We start from the raw sequence: 15,796 nt of genomic DNA, 5'->3' as shown, positions 1-15,796 counted from the left end.
TTTGTGTTTGGTTTAGGTATACAAGTTAGCTAATTTGTAGCTAAGAATAAGAAAAGGTGTTCTTGCAAATCTGATAATTCGATGCCGTATTTTCTGAGGAAACAACACATTATGCTTAATTTTATATCAAAATAAGAATTCATGAAATACGATCAAATACCTAACTCCTTATTTATAAAGAACCGTAAGAAGTTTATGGACCGCATGCAGCCTAAAAGTATTGCTGTATTTAACTCTAATGATATTTACCCTATAGGAGCCGATAGTGTTTTGCCTTTTGAGCAACATAGAGATATTTTCTATCTGTCTGGAGCTGATCAAGAGGAAACCATTTTAATACTTTTTCCTGATGCTATTAATAAAAAGCATCGCGAGGTTCTTTTTGTTCGTGAAACCAATGAACATATTGCTATTTGGGAAGGCGAAAAATTAACGAAAGAGAAGGCTACAGAGGTTTCAGGTATTGAAACTGTTTGTTGGTTACAAGATTTCGATAAAATTTTCTTCGACCTAATGACCGAAGCTGAAACTATTTACTTCAATACAAACGAGCATTATAGACAAGCGGTAGAAACACAGACACGCGAAGATAGATTCATAGAGAAATGCAAGCGTGAATATCCTGCACATAAAGTTGCTAAAAGTAATCCCATACTTCAGGAGATTAGAGGAATCAAAGAACCCGAAGAAATTGATATTATGCAAACTGCCTGTAATATCACAGAAAAGGGATTTCGTAGACTTCTTAGTTTTGTGAAACCAGGGGTGATGGAATATGAGATTGAAGCAGAATTATTGCATGAGTTTATACGAAATAGATCTAAAGGTTTTGCATACCAACCAATTATTGCTTCCGGTAACAATGCAAACGTACTACACTATTTAGAGAATAATAAGCCATGTAATGATGGCGATTTAATTTTGATGGATGTTGCAGCAGAGTATGCTAATTATTCTAGTGACTTAACCAGAACTATTCCTGTGAACGGTAAATTTACGAAGCGCCAGAAAGAGGTGTATAATGCCGTTTTACGCGTTAAAGATGATGCCACTAAAATGTTGGTGCCTGGTACACTTTGGGCAGAGTACCATAAAGAATGTGGTAAACTAATGACTTCTGAACTTTTAGGGTTAGGTTTATTGGATAAAGCCGATGTGCAAAATGAAAATCCTGAATGGCCTGCATATAAAAAATACTTTATGCATGGTACAAGTCATCATATTGGGTTAAATACGCATGATTATGGTGCGTTAAAAACTCCTATGAAAGCAAATATGGTATTTACTGTGGAGCCAGGAATTTATATTCCGGCAGAAAATATGGGTATTCGTTTAGAAGATGATGTGGTAATTCAAGAAATAGGAGAACCTTTTAACCTTATGGCCAATATTCCGATCAAAGCAGATGAGATTGAAGATTTAATGAACAAATAAGAGTAGATGATGAAATTAGTATCGTGGAACGTTAATGGCATTAGGGCTTCAGTTAAAAAAGGATTTGAGGATATCGTAAAAGATTTTGATGCAGATGTGTTTTGTGTTCAAGAGACAAAGGCGCAAGATGATCAGGTTGCTGAAGCATTGAAAGATATTGCCGATTACGAGCTCTTTAGTAATAGTGCAGAAAGAAAAGGTTATTCTGGTACCGGAATTCTGTCTAAACAGAAACCCGTGGCATTCAACAAGAATATGGGGATCGAAATTCATGATTTAGAAGGAAGGATTACCCATTCTGAATTTGAACACTTTCATTTGGTTAATGTCTATATTCCGAATAGTGGTAGTGGATTAAAAAGGTTGGATTACCGTGCCGGATGGGATAAAGATTTTACCAACTACCTTAAAGAATTGTCAAAAACCAAGCCTTTGATTATTACGGGCGACTTTAATGTAGCGCATACCGCTAACGATTTGGCGAACCCAAAAAGTAATTACAACAAAACATCAGGATTTACACAAGTTGAGATTGATGGATTTGACCATATGCTAAAGGAATTGAACTTGGTAGATAGTTTTAGAAAATTACACCCTACTACGTTCGATAAATATACGTTTTGGAGTGCGAGAGGTGGTGCAAGAGGTAGAAATGTAGGTTGGCGTTTAGATTACTTTTTGGTAAGTGAATCTATTTGGGATAAAGTAACATCGTCTGAGATACACGATCAAATAATGGGTAGTGATCATTGCCCAATTAGTTTAGAAATAGAATTTTAGAATATGAGGTTGTTTTTATTAATGCAAGATGCTTCTGAGATTGAAAAAAAGATTCAGGAAGCACCTGATAACTCATATGAAATAGGTGTGGCTATTGGAACCTATTTGCCTTTTATGGCAATGGTTTTAATAGCTTATGCCTTTTATTATTATTCTAAGAAGAGAAAAAACCGATAGTACTTTTTTTGAAATTTATTCTGGCTTATTTCTGTATATAATGTTAGTGGCGATAAACACAACAAAAGCAGGCAATATCCAACCCAAACTATATTGCTGAAGCGGAATCCATGAAAATGTTTCTGTTGCAGGAGACAATGCACTTATGCTACCTAAGAAATCTGGAATACTAAAAAGTATAGTGGTAATCGTTACCGCCTTAAAAACTATAGATGTTGCATATTTATTTGGTACTACATTCAATAAAATAAGGATTATAGTAATTGGATAGATAAACATTAGTGATGGTATGGCTACAGCAATAATGTAGGCAACATTAAATTGCCCTACCAATACCCCAAGTACACTTCCAAGAATTGCAGTTATTGTGTAGACTGATTTCGAATCATTGAATCTAGATGCTGCAAAATCTGCAGTTCCGGTAACAATACCCACTGCTGTGGTAAAACATGCTAATCCGACCAGAATACTCAGAAACAAATTACCAATGTTACCTAGGCTTTGTTTAGCTAAACCAGACAATATCTCAGTTCTAGTAGTTTCCGCACTAAAAGCGATATGTGACAATGCACCAGAAAGAATTAGTCCCATATAAATTAAGAACAATGCTAGTCCAGCAAACCATGCCGCATTTCTGATTAATGTTTTCTTATCCTCATAAGATGCATGATTGTATTTCAAATTGATAGAAATAATGATTACGCCGCCAACTACTACAGCGCCAATAGCATCAAATGTCTGGTAACCTTCTAGTATTCCGTTAGTAAAAGGACTAGCTATAGAAGTACTGCCGAAGTCGAATGGGAATGAAAAAATGGTTATTCCAATTATTAAAATCAGGATGATAATGATTGCAGGCGTTAAAATTTTGCCCAATATGTTCAATATTTTAGATCGGTTTAATGCGAATAGTAAAACCAAGGCAAAATAAATACTGCTAGTAAACCAAGAAGAGATGTCCCAATACGGCTGTATGGCCATTTCGTGCGTTACAGATGCTGTCCTTGGGCTTGGTAAGGCAATAGCTATAGCGTAAATGAAGAATGCATAGATTAAACTGAACGTTGGTGAAACTTTATTTCCAAAATCAATTAATGTGCCTTGCAACTTGGCATGTGCCAAAATACCAAGAACAGGAATGGCCACTGCCGATAATCCAAAACCTATAGTTACGATAAGCCATTGATTTCCAGAATTAAAACCTAATAATGGAGGTAAAATAAGGTTGCCAGCCCCAAAAAAAAGCGAGAACAAAGCAAAGGCTGTAACGAGAGTTTCCTTCTTTTTAAACATGGGTACAAATTAAGTGAAAGATTATTAAAAAACAGGTAAGCCAAGGTTTTTGATTTTCTGAAACAGCAAAATAAAGCACATTGACAACAGGTTATGTAAAACTCACAACAAATAGTGGTACAGGCCTTTAATATACAGTACTTTAACTAAAGGAAAATAAGCGTATGCATATTTCCTTGAGTTTCAACCTAAAATATTAATCGCATTTTCTCGATCACCCAAATCGGAATTTTTGCAAAAATACCTACAGCATGAAAAAAATATTCTGCAGCATTTTCGGACATCACTATTCTATTTCCAAAAAAGTAACCTCTCATATTAAAGAGTACAAATGTATTCACTGCCAAAAAGAGGTAACAACAGATGTAAGTGGTAACCTATCTATTTTAACTCCTGAATTACAAGATATCAATAGAACTTTAGAGCATATTTACCAAAGAAGACATACTGCTACGCAACAAGTAGCATAATTAGCTTTCTTTTAGTTAAAAGAATTCCAACCCTGTGCGGTCAATGGAATCTTAGTGTTGTTCCTGGAAACCAAGAATGCTCCTTCGTCTTTTCCCGTGGTATGCCCTATGACGGTTAAGTTTGGATTGCCTTTTATTTTCGGGAATTCTTTTTGGTCAATAGTGAATAACAGTTCATAATCCTCACCGCCACTTAGTGCAACAAGGGTACTGTCCATTTTAAACTCTTCACAAGCAGAAATAACCGTTGGGTCTAGTGGAATTTTATCCTCATAAAGATCAAAACCTATTCCGCTGCTTTTGCTTAAGTGTAAAATCTCAGATGAAAGTCCGTCACTTATATCGATCATCGATGTAGGGTGAACATCTAATGTTTTCAATAAATCGGTAATATCTTTTCTAGCTTCAGGCTTTAACTGTCGCTCTACTATATAAGAATACGGCTCTAAATCTGGTTGACTGTTCGGATTTACTTTAAAAACTTCTTTTTCGCGCTCTAAGACTTGTAGTCCCATGTAAGATGCGCCTAAATCTCCTGTTACTACTAACAGGTTATTCTCTTTTGCCCCTGATCTATAGGCAATATCTTCTTCATTAGCGACACCAATAGCGGTTACACTAATCATTAACCCAGTTTTTGATGAGGTAGTATCACCACCAACTAAATCTACGTTGTAACTTTTGCATGCTGTAGCTACACCTGCATAAAATTCTTCAAGCGCTTCTAAAGGAAATCTATTGGAAACGGCAATTGAAATAGTTACTTGTGTAGCAGTTGCATTCATGGCATAAATATCAGATAGATTTACCATTATAGACTTATAGCCCAAATGTTTAAGCGGCATATAAGCAAGATCAAAATGTACGCCCTCTATTAAGAGGTCTGTACTTATGACTGTTTTTTTATTTTTAAAATCTAAAACCGCAGCGTCATCACCAATCGCCTTGATGGTAGATTGTTGTTTGATTTTGAAATTTTTGGTAAGGTGTTCTATGAGTCCGAATTCACCTAATTTCTCTAACGAGGTTCTTTCTTGATCTTTATCTTCTAGCATATTGCAAAAATAAGAAGTAATACCAGATGTATGGCATAAAAAAAACCGAAGCTTTTCAACTTCGGTTTTAGTGTAAAATTTATGTTGTGTTTTTAAAGTCTATCCTACTGAATAACCATCTCTATAGGTACGTTTTACATATTTGTTTGCTGGCTCAAAATTGGTAATTTTCATATTTGCAGCATCCCACTGTAGGCGTTTTCTACCGTGATATTGTTTTCCACCACCCCAGAAACTCTGGTTTTCAACAGTTGGGTCTACTTCAAAATAAGATTTAAGTGCCAAATTACCGATGAGAATACTTTCTGTAAATGGTCCTGCGTAATCAAAAGAAGAACTGGTTTCTGCATTTCCGTAACCGGCCATACAGGCATTAACCCATTGTAAATAATGACCTTCTGGTACACGAGCAATCGTCTGTTCTACTTCAAACTGTTCGTTAAGTGTCAATGGTAATAAACGTGGATTGGCGCCATAGCAATCTGCCATTAGTTTCCCTTTTGTACCAATAAATAGTACGCCACCATCCCAGTTTCCTAGTGCTTCATCATCACCTAATTCTTCTGGTCTTTCCGGTAGTAATCCACCATCCATCCAAGTAACTTTTATTTTTCCTTTCCCGTCAGTTCTTGGGTAGCTTAAATGTATTTTACTTGAATTCGGGAAACTTTTTGGGTAATCTTTATATTGGAAATTACCACTGAAAGAATCGGAAACACTGCATTCTACAGTATCTGGATATAATATTGGCAATATTCTATATACAGGGTCCATAATATGGCAAGCCATATCGCCAAGTGCACCTGTTCCAAAATCTGACCAACCTCTCCAGTCAAAAGGTAAATAAGCATTATTGTAATCTCGCATCGCTGCAGTACCTAACCAAAGATCCCAATTTAATCCTTTTGGTACGCGGTCTTTTTTAGTAGGAGTTTGTAGTGCTTGTGGCCAAATTGCTCTGTTTGTCCAGCATTTTACGGTATGCACTTCACCAATAATCCCTGTATCATAAATTTCTTTCATGGTACGTACACCATCTCCAGAACCGCCTTGGTTACCCATCTGAGTAACTACTTGAAACTTTTTAGCTGCTTCTGTCAACATTCTTGCTTCCCAAATATCATGGGTCAACGGTTTTTGAACATAAACATGCTTGCCCATAGACATTGCCTGGTAAGCTGCAACGGCATGGTTGTGATCTGGTGTAGATACTGATACGGCATCAATATTTTTGCCTTCTTTATCTAACATCTCCCGAAAGTCATTGTAATAGCTTGCTTTAGGAAATGCCTCTCTGGAAGCAATTGCCTGTCTGTCATCAACATCGCATAAGGATACAATGTTTACATTAGGGCTCTCGGCAAAGGATGCAATATCGCTTTGACCTTTACCACCTGCACCAATACCGGCAATATTTAGTTTATCGCTTGGTGCAATATAACCGGTGCCGCCTAGTACGTGTCTTGGTACGATCATAAAACCGGCAGCGGCCATGCCAGTGTTTTTCATGAATTTTCTTCGAGTGTTGTTTTTGTCGTTTGATTTGTTGTTTGACATAGGTTGTTGTTGTTTGATTTAGTATTGAAGGTAATTTAATTCTTTGAATTTAAGGAAGGTTGATAGGATTAATGGATTCCTTATCATAACAATTTAAAACGTTAAGTTTTGAAAATTAATAATTTATATAATTATTTTGATTTGTCTTTTAACATTTTCTTTACTTTTTAAAATGTGTAGTCTGTGGCTTGCAAAAGCAAAATCAGGTATTCTTAGGAAGGTTTTAAGTTAATTATGATGGTTTTTTAGAAAGCAAATTGTTTGGATTACTAGTAATATGCAGGCAGAGCACTAGTAGTGGTTGTTGGGTAGTTTGGGTAATTCTTTCACTAATCAACATTAAAAGAAAACGTATAATTTATCCTATATAAATTATACTAATACCGCTCTTTTCAATTATAGTATTTCTCTATCAACTTATACTTTATATTAATGTTAGGTTCTATGGAAAAAACCTACTTATGACGTATATTTGTAAACTATTTAGATTAAATCTAGTTAATTATGATTCAAGTATCAGAAACGGCTAAACAGAAAGTTATCAACCTTATGACAGAAGAAGGTTTTGATGCTACAACGGATTTTGTTCGTGTGGGTGTCAAGAGTGGCGGATGTAGCGGATTGTCATACGAGTTAAACTTCGATAATAAGAAAGACGATGCAGATAAAGTGTTCGAAGACAACAATGTACGTATCATTGTAGATAAAAAAAGCTTTTTATATTTAGTGGGTACGGTTTTAGAATACTCTGGAGGTCTTAACGGAAAGGGTTTTGTATTCAACAACCCTAACGCACAAAGAACGTGTGGTTGTGGCGAGAGTTTTTCATTATAAGAATTGAAGTTTTAAATATGTAAAAGACTAGGTGGGTAATTTTTTGAACTCATTTGTTTTTACTTATTAACTATAATATATGGCATATACAGAAGAAGAATTAAAGAAAGAATTGGAAACCAAGGAGTATGAATATGGTTTCTATACAGATATAGAATCTGATACATTCCCTATTGGCTTAAACGAAGAAATTGTTATTGCTATTTCAAAGAAAAAGGAAGAACCGGAGTGGATGACGCAGTGGCGTTTAGAAGCTTTTCGAGTTTGGGAAAGTATGGAAGAGCCTAACTGGGCGAATGTACACTATGATAAACCAGATTTTCAGAATATTAGTTATTATTCTGCGCCAAAATCTGCTGATCCTAATAAAACCTTGGATGATGTAGATCCAGATTTGTTAGAAATGTATCGTAAGCTTGGTATTTCTGTTGATGAGCAAAAGAAATTACAGAATGTTGCAGTAGACATCGTGGTAGATTCTGTTTCTGTAGCAACAACTTTTAAAAAGACGTTGGCAGAAAAAGGAATTATTTTTATGCCAATTTCAGAGGCTATAAAAGAGCACCCGGAGTTGGTGAAGAAATATATGGGTACTGTTGTGCCACAAAAAGATAATTTTTATGCTGCTCTAAATTCTGCGGTATTTACCGATGGTTCATTTTGTTATATACCAAAAGGTGTTAGATGCCCAATGGAGCTATCTACGTACTTTAGAATTAATCAAGCAGGTACAGGTCAATTTGAGCGTACATTGCTTATTGCAGATGAAGATAGTTATGTAAGTTATTTAGAAGGTTGTACCGCTCCTTCAAGAGATGAAAATCAATTGCATGCAGCGGTTGTAGAGCTAATTGCTTTGGACGGTGCAGAAATAAAATATTCTACCGTTCAAAACTGGTTCCCTGGAAATAAGGAAGGTAAAGGGGGGGTTTACAACTTCGTAACTAAAAGAGCAATTTGTGAAAAGAACGCTAAAGTATCTTGGACACAAGTTGAAACAGGTTCGGCAGTTACATGGAAATATCCTTCTTGTATTTTAAAAGGAGACAATTCTATCGGTGAATTTTATTCTATAGCCGTAACCAATAATTACCAACAAGCAGATACAGGTACCAAAATGATTCATCTTGGTAAAAACACTAAGAGTACTATTATATCTAAAGGTATTTCTGCAGGTAAATCTCAGAATAGTTACCGCGGATTGGTACAGGTGAATAGTCGTGCCGATGGGGCTCGTAACTTCTCTCAATGCGATTCTTTGTTAATGGGTAACGAATGTGGTGCACATACCTTCCCGTATATTGAGGCAAAGAACAAAACTGCAATGATTGAGCATGAGGCTACTACTAGTAAAATTGGTGAAGACCAAATTTTCTATTGTAACCAAAGAGGTATAGATACAGAAAAAGCAATTGCATTGATCGTTAACGGATTTAGTAAAGAGGTACTGAATAAATTACCAATGGAATTTGCTGTAGAAGCACAAAAACTATTGGAAATTAGTTTAGAAGGTTCTGTAGGATAAAAAGCAATTAAGATTATAATAAAACGCCGTAGGCACGAGAATATTTAAAGTAACATATTATGTTGAAAATTAAAGATCTACATGCTAATGTAGAGGGTAAGGAAATATTAAGAGGAATTAACCTAGAGGTAAAAGCAGGTGAGGTACATGCCATAATGGGACCTAACGGTTCTGGTAAAAGTACATTAGCTTCTGTAATTGCTGGTAACGATAATTTTGAAGTTACTCAAGGTTCAGTTGAGTTAGAAGGAGAAGATTTAGAAGATGTTTCTCCAGAAGAAAGAGCGCATAAAGGTGTTTTTCTTTCTTTTCAGTATCCTGTTGAAATCCCTGGTGTTTCTGTAACCAACTTTATGAAAACGGCTATTAATGAGTCTCGTAAGGCGAAAGGTTTAGAAGATATGCCGGCAAAAGATATGTTGAAATTGATTCGTGAAAAATCTGAGTTATTAGAGATTGATCGTAAGTTCTTATCAAGATCTTTAAACGAAGGTTTCTCTGGTGGAGAAAAGAAGCGTAACGAGATTTTTCAAATGGCAATGTTAGAGCCGAAAGTGGCAATTTTGGATGAAACCGATTCAGGATTGGATATCGATGCATTACGTATTGTTGCTAGTGGTGTTAATAAATTGAAGAGTAAGGATAATGCAGTAATCTTAATTACGCACTACCAACGTTTGTTAGAATATATCGTACCTGATTTTGTTCACGTTTTACACAATGGAAAAATTGTAAAATCTGGAGGTAAAGAACTTGCCTTGGAGCTTGAAGAAAAAGGATACGATTGGTTAAAGCAAGAAACTGCGGTATAATTAAGTATACAGTAGCAGCGAACATTCTGTAGAATGATTTTCTGCCACTGCCAACTGGCAATTGAAAAAATATGGATTTAAAAGATAAATTAATTTCCTCTTTTATGGCGTTTGAGAACAACGTGGATGTGGAGCATCCCGTACATGATGTTCGTATGGCCGCCATTAAGAATTTTGAGGAAAAAGGATTTCCTTCTAAAAAGGAAGAGGCTTGGAAGTATACTTCATTAAATAATATTCAGAAAATAGATTTTAGCATTTTTCCTAAACAGGAAAATTCGTTGGAGTATAAAGATGTAAAACGCTATTTTATTCACGAAATTGATACTTATAAAATTGTTTTCGTAGATGGTATTTACAGTTCTTACTTGTCTGAAACAACTCATGATGGTGTAGATATCTGTTTAATGAGTGCAGCGCTTACAAAGCCAATGTATAAGCAGGTAATTGATGTGTATTTTAATAAAATTGCATCTAAAGACGAGTCTTTAACAACTTTGAATACAGCATTTAGTAGAGAAGGGGCTTACATATATATCCCTAAAAATAAGATGCCTAAAAAACCAATTGAGATTTTACATTTCTCAACAGGTAATGAGGCTTCTCTTTTGTTACAACCAAGAAATTTAATTGTAGTAGAAGAAAATGCCGAGGTTCAGATTATTGAGCGTCACCAGAGTTTAACTTCTAACGAAGTTCTTACTAACGCGGTAACCGAAATATTCGCTGCTAAAAGTGCTATCGTTGATTTATATAAAATACAGAACGATGTTGCTACGGCATCATTGATTGATAATACGTATGTAGATCAGAAAGATAAGAGTCTTGTAAAGATTCATACCTTCTCTTTTGGTGGTAAATTAACGCGTAACAATCTTAACTTTTATCAGAATGGGGAGTATATAGACTCTACAATGAAAGGGGTTACTATTTTAGGAGAAAAGCAACATGTTGATCACCATACATTAGTACATCACATTCAACCTAACTGTGAAAGTCACCAAGATTATAAAGGTATTTACGGAGATAGTTCTACAGGTGTTTTTAATGGTAAAATTATAGTAGATAAGATTGCTCAAAAAACAAACGCTTTTCAGAAGAATAATAATATTCTTATTAGTGATAAGGCAAGCATCAATTCAAAACCACAATTAGAGATTTTTGCAGATGATGTAAAATGTTCTCACGGTTGTACTATTGGTCAATTAGATAAAGATGCATTGTTCTACTTGCAATCTAGAGGAATTCCAGAAAAAGAAGCTAGAGCATTATTAATGTATGCTTTTGCAAATAACGTATTGTCTTCAGTTCGTATTCCTGAATTAAAAGCTAGAATCAATAAATTGATAGCGAAGAAGTTAGGGGTAAACCTTGGGTTCGATTTGTAGAGATATTCATTATTTATTTAATAAAAATTAACGGTTCGTTAGGTTGTTCTTAACGAACCGTTGTATTTTCCTACGCCAGTATAATCTATTTTAGCTTTGTTAATTCTCAACTAAACTAAATATGAACAAAGTTATTCTAGCCTCTTTTTTAGTTTTCGCTTCTTTTATAGTGCACGCTCAAGACCAGAAATGGAGTATTGAGGCTAATTACCCATTTACATTAAATGATGGAGCTTTTACTAATAATGATGGGGCAATTGATTTGGGAGTAAAGTACCGTTTCTTCAGAACAGACTTGGTTCGTTTGGGTATTGACCTTAACGGTGGTTTTGTATATGATAAAGCAGGGAAGAATAATGAAGATTCGTTCAAAGCTAAAACATATCTTTTTCAACCGAAGGTATTTGCGGAGTTTGATGTGCCGTTTGCACCAAAATTCCATCCTATGATAGGTTTAGGTTATTCAGTTGTGAGTAATAATTTTAGTGGAACAATTTCAGGTACAGATTTTTCAGATCGTAGTGGTGCGGACGGAGGTTTCAATTTTGATATTGGTATTGCTTACGACTTTTCAAAAAGACTCTTTTTACAATTAAAGTATGAAATGATATTACTTCAAGTTAAAGATGAGGTAGTATTTGATAATGAAAGAATTAGTATAGATTTTAGAGAAAACATAAATCGATTAAAAATAGGTTTAGGATTTAGATTCTAAAATTACATTTACGATACGCTTCATACCCAATATGTTTTCATTATCGGGTATCTTTGTATATAAGAAGATTGACTATGTTAGATATTAAAAAAATAAGAGAAGATTTTCCAATTCTTAAGCGAGAGGTAAATGGTAAGCCATTGGTCTATTTAGACAATGCCGCTACATCGCAAACTCCGCAACAGGTTATAAATGCGATTGTAGATTACTATCAAAACTACAACGCAAACATTCACCGTGGTGTACATACACTTTCTCAAGAAGCTACAGATAAGTATGAGCAAGCTAGATTAAAGATTCAAAAGCATTTTAATGCTGCGAAGTCTTATGAAATCATATTCACGTCGGGAACTACCCACAGTATAAATCTAGTTGCCAACGGATTCTCTGCCTTGATTAAAAAAGGAGATGAGGTTTTAGTTTCTGCAATGGAGCATCATTCTAACATTGTGCCATGGCAAATGTTATGCGAACGAACCGGAGCAATCTTAAAAGTAATTCCGATGAACCAAGAAGGGGAATTGCGAATGGATGTTTATGATGAATTACTTTCAGATAAAACAAAACTGGTTTTCTGTAACCATATTTCTAATGCGTTAGGAACCATTAACCCTATTGAAGAAATTACTGAAAAAGCTCATAAAGTTGGTGCTGCAGTTTTAATTGATGGCGCACAAGCTGCTCCCCATTTAGTTGCCGATGTACAAGCTTTAGATGTAGATTTCTATACTTGTTCTGCACATAAAATATGTGGACCAACCGGTGTTGGTATGTTATATGGTAAAGAAGAATGGTTAAATAAGTTACCGCCGTACCAAGGAGGTGGTGAAATGATAGCCGAGGTAACTTTTGAAAAAACAACTTATGCCGATTTACCGCATAAATTTGAAGCTGGTACACCTAATATCTGTGGTGGTATCGCTTTTGGTGCAGCATTAGATTATATGAATGCTATTGGCTTTGAAGAAATTGCCAAGTATGAGCATGAACTATTGGAATATGCTACACAAGAGCTATTAAAAATAGAAGGTTTAAAAATATACGGTACAGCAAAGAATAAAACATCTGTTATCTCTTTCAATATAGAAGGTGTTCACCCATATGATATGGGTAGTATTTTAGATAAACTAGGTATTGCAGTGCGTACAGGACACCATTGTGCACAACCTATAATGGATTTCTTTAAAATACCTGGAACGGTACGTGCAAGTTTTGCTTTTTATAATACAATAGAAGAAGTAGATATTCTTGTTGCGGGTATTACTAAAGCTAAAAGTATGTTGTTGTAAACCAAAGAGTCATAGATAATGTTAAGGTTTGAAATGCTTCAATTGTTATCGTATTTTTGCATAAAATAAAGCAATGGAAATTAAAGAGATACAGGAAGAGATTATAGATGAATTTTCTATGTTCGATGATTGGATGCAGCGATATGAGTACATGATCGATCTTGGCAAATCACTTCCATTAATTAACGAAGAGTTTAAGACAGACGATAACATTATTAAAGGTTGTCAAAGTAAGGTTTGGGTGCACGCCGAATTAGAAGATAATAAACTGATTTTCACTGCAGATAGTGATGCTATTATTACAAAAGGTATTATTGCCATTCTAATACGTGCATTTAGTAACCAAAAACCGCAAGATATCTTAGATGCCGATACGGATTTTATTGATGAAATTGGGTTGAAAGAGCATTTGTCGCCAACACGGGCAAATGGTTTGGTTAGTATGATCAAACAATTAAAATTATACGCAGTAGCGTATCAAACACAAATTGAAGATTAAGATTATGAGTGAAGAAAATATTGCTGAAGGCAGTGCAGATTTAGGGGAGAAAATCGTTAAGATTTTAAAAACCATATATGATCCAGAGATTCCTGTAGATATCTATGAATTAGGGTTAATTTATGATGTTTTGGTCAATGAGGATAATGAAGTTAAAATTCTAATGACGCTTACATCACCTAATTGTCCGGTTGCTGAGTCTTTACCTGCAGAGGTTGAGGAGAAGGTAAAATCGTTAGATGCGATAAAAGATGCGGAGGTAGAAATTACCTTTGATCCACCTTGGACACAAGATTTAATGAGCGAAGAGGCAAAATTAGAGTTAGGGCTACTTTAGGTTAGTGCTGATTTAAAAGAAGCTTATGCAAGATGAAATTGTAAATAAAGTTGCTCAAAGCAAACTGATTACTTTTAACCTAGAGGATTACTACCCTAAAGGAGACAGAATGGTATTGGATATCAAAGATTGGCTTTTTGAGGGTTTTATCTTAAAGGAGAAAGAATTTAGAGCTTTTGTAGAAGAACACGATTGGTCTCAATATGAAGGGGCTTATGTTGCTATGCATTGTTCTACTGATGCTATAGTACCTGGTTGGGCTTACATTTTATTAAGTGTTAAACTTAGCGGAATAGCCAAGAAAATTATCCAAGGTTCATTAGTAGATTTAGAGACTAGTATCTATCAATCTATCATAGAACATCTTGATATTTCTGAGTATCAAGATAAATTGATCATTATCAAAGGGTGCAGTAAAAAGCCTGTGCCCGCAAACGCATATCTGTTTCTTGCAGAGCGTTTAAAACCAGTGGCAAGGTCCATTATGTATGGCGAAGCATGCTCTTCAGTACCGTTATACAAAAGAAAATAACATAATCCTACTTATAGAAGTTGCGACTTATTATTACCTTTGCGCCACTATAAACTATAAACATTAATTATTATGAAGAAAATTGTATTAACACTAGCACTTGCATTTGTTGCAACCGTTGGTTTTTCTCAGACAGAAGAAGAACTTAAAGGTCAATTAGGTGCTGCTAAAGATTCAATAGCTGCTATTCAAGGAAGAGCTGATGCTATTCAAGGCGCTATAGATGCATTACCAGGATGGAAAAAAGGTGCATTTGGTACTATTGGTGCTAACTTAAGTAGCTTTAACAACTGGTACGGTCAAGGTACTCCAGATTTATCTTCTGGTAACATTGGTGTAACCGTAAATGCATTTGCTAATTTGAACCAAGAGAAATTCTTTTGGAGAAACTCTGGTAACATCAATTTAGGTTGGGTAAAGTTCGACGATAAGAATGACGATACTGACGATGACAGTTTCAAACAAGGTACTGATGTATTCAATATTAGTTCTCTTTACGGAAGAAAGCTTAACGAAAAATGGGCTATTTCTGGTTTAGGTGAGTACAGAACGACAATATTGAATAACTTTAACGATCCAGGATACCTTGATTTAGGTGTTGGTGCTACTTGGACTCCTATTGCTGATTTAGTTGTTGTAATTCACCCATTAAACTACAACTTTGTATTTAGTAATAACGATGCAGTTTTTGAATCTTCATTAGGTGCTAAGATTGTTGCTGATTACACGAGACAAATAGGTGCGGTTAACTTTAAGTCTAACCTTTCTATGTTTCAAAGCTATAAAAGCGGTGACCTTTCTAACTTAACTTGGATCAACTCTTTTGGTTACACGTTATGGAACGGTATCGGTTTAGGTTTTGAATTCGGTTTACGTGATAACAAGCAAGAAGCTTTAAATTTCGCATTAACTGATACGCCTACTGAAACGTTTGATACTGTTGACAACAAGTTACAGACATACTTCTTAGTTGGTCTAAACTACTCTTTGTAGTCTTAAAACGTATTTTAGAAAATAGTGTATAATAAAAAAGCCCTCTTTATAGAGGGCTTTTTTCGGTTAAGTAATTATCGTAAAATTTGGGATTTTACTTCGTAGT

Annotated in this window: 17 protein-coding genes; 14 read left to right on the top strand and 3 right to left on the bottom strand. The window is 35.1% G+C overall.

Going from position 1 to position 15,796, the window contains the following annotated elements:
- Positions 1-141: 141 nt before the first annotated feature.
- The 3 genes from P178_RS0106160 to P178_RS23370 are packed head-to-tail and all read left to right on the top strand — an operon-like array spanning position 142 to position 2,391.
- Complete coding sequence (locus P178_RS0106160; protein ID WP_027065391.1) at positions 142-1,434, top strand: aminopeptidase P family protein; 1,293 nt, start codon at positions 142-144, stop codon at positions 1,432-1,434.
- A 6-nt stretch (positions 1,435-1,440) separates the two neighbouring features.
- Positions 1,441-2,214, top strand: coding sequence for an exodeoxyribonuclease III (locus tag P178_RS0106155; RefSeq protein ID WP_316929997.1), 774 nt, complete (start codon positions 1,441-1,443; stop codon positions 2,212-2,214).
- A gap of 3 nt (positions 2,215-2,217) precedes the next feature.
- Positions 2,218-2,391 (top strand): hypothetical protein, encoded by a 174-nt coding sequence (locus tag P178_RS23370; RefSeq protein ID WP_197026789.1) that lies wholly within the window; start codon positions 2,218-2,220, stop codon positions 2,389-2,391.
- Between the two features lie 15 nt (positions 2,392-2,406).
- Here the strand turns inward: P178_RS23370 and P178_RS0106145 are convergent, their stop codons facing one another.
- A complete protein-coding gene (locus P178_RS0106145; RefSeq protein WP_027065389.1) occupies positions 2,407-3,684 on the bottom strand; it encodes a branched-chain amino acid transport system II carrier protein in 1,278 nt (425 codons plus the stop codon).
- A 251-nt stretch (positions 3,685-3,935) separates the two neighbouring features.
- On the opposite strand from P178_RS0106145, the gene P178_RS0106140 reads away from it, so the two are divergent.
- On the top strand, positions 3,936-4,154 hold the full coding sequence (locus P178_RS0106140) for a hypothetical protein (protein WP_027065388.1): 219 nt from the start codon (positions 3,936-3,938) through the stop codon (positions 4,152-4,154).
- Between the two features lie 11 nt (positions 4,155-4,165).
- Here P178_RS0106140 and thiL read toward each other — a convergent pair whose 3' ends face one another.
- Both thiL and P178_RS0106130 read right to left on the bottom strand, forming a co-directional pair.
- Entirely contained in the window at positions 4,166-5,209 is a 1,044-nt protein-coding gene (gene thiL / locus P178_RS0106135) for a thiamine-phosphate kinase (protein WP_027065387.1), read from the bottom strand.
- 99 nt (positions 5,210-5,308) lie between these two features.
- Positions 5,309-6,766, bottom strand: a complete 1,458-nt coding sequence (locus tag P178_RS0106130) for a Gfo/Idh/MocA family protein (protein WP_027065386.1) — start codon at positions 6,764-6,766, stop codon at positions 5,309-5,311.
- A 504-nt stretch (positions 6,767-7,270) separates the two neighbouring features.
- Here P178_RS0106130 and P178_RS0106125 point away from each other — a divergent pair.
- The 10 genes from P178_RS0106125 to P178_RS0106080 all read left to right on the top strand — a co-directional run bounded on the left by P178_RS0106125 (position 7,271) and on the right by P178_RS0106080 (position 15,690).
- The gene (locus tag P178_RS0106125) at positions 7,271-7,600 is read left to right on the top strand and encodes a HesB/IscA family protein (RefSeq protein WP_027065385.1); all 330 of its coding nucleotides are present in this window, start codon (positions 7,271-7,273) and stop codon (positions 7,598-7,600) included.
- Between the two features lie 79 nt (positions 7,601-7,679).
- Complete coding sequence (gene sufB / locus P178_RS0106120; protein WP_027065384.1) at positions 7,680-9,125, top strand: Fe-S cluster assembly protein SufB; 1,446 nt, start codon at positions 7,680-7,682, stop codon at positions 9,123-9,125.
- Positions 9,126-9,184: 59 nt separating this feature from the next.
- Positions 9,185-9,937, top strand: a complete 753-nt coding sequence (gene sufC, locus P178_RS0106115; protein WP_027065383.1) for a Fe-S cluster assembly ATPase SufC — start codon at positions 9,185-9,187, stop codon at positions 9,935-9,937.
- 71 nt (positions 9,938-10,008) lie between these two features.
- Entirely contained in the window at positions 10,009-11,325 is a 1,317-nt protein-coding gene (sufD, locus tag P178_RS0106110; protein ID WP_027065382.1) for a Fe-S cluster assembly protein SufD, read from the top strand.
- 121 nt (positions 11,326-11,446) lie between these two features.
- A complete protein-coding gene (locus P178_RS0106105; protein WP_027065381.1) occupies positions 11,447-12,040 on the top strand; it encodes an outer membrane protein in 594 nt (197 codons plus the stop codon).
- Between the two features lie 74 nt (positions 12,041-12,114).
- Entirely contained in the window at positions 12,115-13,329 is a 1,215-nt protein-coding gene (locus tag P178_RS0106100; RefSeq protein ID WP_027065380.1) for an aminotransferase class V-fold PLP-dependent enzyme, read from the top strand.
- A gap of 73 nt (positions 13,330-13,402) precedes the next feature.
- The gene (locus tag P178_RS0106095) at positions 13,403-13,828 is read left to right on the top strand and encodes a SufE family protein (RefSeq protein ID WP_027065379.1); all 426 of its coding nucleotides are present in this window, start codon (positions 13,403-13,405) and stop codon (positions 13,826-13,828) included.
- Between the two features lie 4 nt (positions 13,829-13,832).
- On the top strand, positions 13,833-14,165 hold the full coding sequence (locus P178_RS0106090) for an SUF system Fe-S cluster assembly protein (RefSeq protein ID WP_027065378.1): 333 nt from the start codon (positions 13,833-13,835) through the stop codon (positions 14,163-14,165).
- 25 nt (positions 14,166-14,190) lie between these two features.
- Complete coding sequence (locus P178_RS0106085; RefSeq protein WP_027065377.1) at positions 14,191-14,697, top strand: DUF2480 family protein; 507 nt, start codon at positions 14,191-14,193, stop codon at positions 14,695-14,697.
- A gap of 72 nt (positions 14,698-14,769) precedes the next feature.
- Positions 14,770-15,690, top strand: a complete 921-nt coding sequence (locus P178_RS0106080) for a DUF3078 domain-containing protein (protein WP_027065376.1) — start codon at positions 14,770-14,772, stop codon at positions 15,688-15,690.
- The last annotated feature ends 106 nt before the right edge of the window (positions 15,691-15,796 follow it).

Origin of the sequence: Maribacter sp. Hel_I_7 (assembly GCF_000688315.1) — a bacterium.
Classification (GTDB): Bacteria; Bacteroidota; Bacteroidia; order Flavobacteriales; family Flavobacteriaceae; genus Maribacter; species Maribacter stanieri.
The sequence above is the reverse complement of the archived record's forward strand: the minus strand, read 5'-3'. Positions and strand labels throughout refer to the sequence as shown.

Excerpts from the sequence above, each read along its gene's own strand:
- P178_RS0106100 (WP_027065380.1), top strand. The coding sequence starts at position 12,115 with ATGTTAGATATTAAAAAAATAAGAGAAGATTTTCCAATTCTTAAGCGA.
- P178_RS0106080 (WP_027065376.1), top strand. The coding sequence starts at position 14,770 with ATGAAGAAAATTGTATTAACACTAGCACTTGCATTTGTTGCAACCGTT.
- P178_RS0106095 (WP_027065379.1), top strand. The coding sequence starts at position 13,403 with ATGGAAATTAAAGAGATACAGGAAGAGATTATAGATGAATTTTCTATG.
- P178_RS0106085 (WP_027065377.1), top strand. The coding sequence starts at position 14,191 with ATGCAAGATGAAATTGTAAATAAAGTTGCTCAAAGCAAACTGATTACT.
- P178_RS0106125 (WP_027065385.1), top strand. The coding sequence starts at position 7,271 with ATGATTCAAGTATCAGAAACGGCTAAACAGAAAGTTATCAACCTTATG.
- sufD (WP_027065382.1), top strand. The coding sequence starts at position 10,009 with ATGGATTTAAAAGATAAATTAATTTCCTCTTTTATGGCGTTTGAGAAC.
- P178_RS0106130 (WP_027065386.1), bottom strand. The coding sequence starts at position 6,766 with ATGTCAAACAACAAATCAAACGACAAAAACAACACTCGAAGAAAATTC.
- P178_RS0106140 (WP_027065388.1), top strand. The coding sequence starts at position 3,936 with ATGAAAAAAATATTCTGCAGCATTTTCGGACATCACTATTCTATTTCC.
- P178_RS0106145 (WP_027065389.1), bottom strand. The coding sequence starts at position 3,684 with ATGTTTAAAAAGAAGGAAACTCTCGTTACAGCCTTTGCTTTGTTCTCG.
- sufC (WP_027065383.1), top strand. The coding sequence starts at position 9,185 with ATGTTGAAAATTAAAGATCTACATGCTAATGTAGAGGGTAAGGAAATA.
- thiL (WP_027065387.1), bottom strand. The coding sequence starts at position 5,209 with ATGCTAGAAGATAAAGATCAAGAAAGAACCTCGTTAGAGAAATTAGGT.
- P178_RS0106160 (WP_027065391.1), top strand. The coding sequence starts at position 142 with ATGAAATACGATCAAATACCTAACTCCTTATTTATAAAGAACCGTAAG.
- P178_RS23370 (WP_197026789.1), top strand. The coding sequence starts at position 2,218 with ATGAGGTTGTTTTTATTAATGCAAGATGCTTCTGAGATTGAAAAAAAG.
- P178_RS0106105 (WP_027065381.1), top strand. The coding sequence starts at position 11,447 with ATGAACAAAGTTATTCTAGCCTCTTTTTTAGTTTTCGCTTCTTTTATA.
- P178_RS0106090 (WP_027065378.1), top strand. The coding sequence starts at position 13,833 with ATGAGTGAAGAAAATATTGCTGAAGGCAGTGCAGATTTAGGGGAGAAA.
- sufB (WP_027065384.1), top strand. The coding sequence starts at position 7,680 with ATGGCATATACAGAAGAAGAATTAAAGAAAGAATTGGAAACCAAGGAG.
- P178_RS0106155 (WP_316929997.1), top strand. The coding sequence starts at position 1,441 with ATGATGAAATTAGTATCGTGGAACGTTAATGGCATTAGGGCTTCAGTT.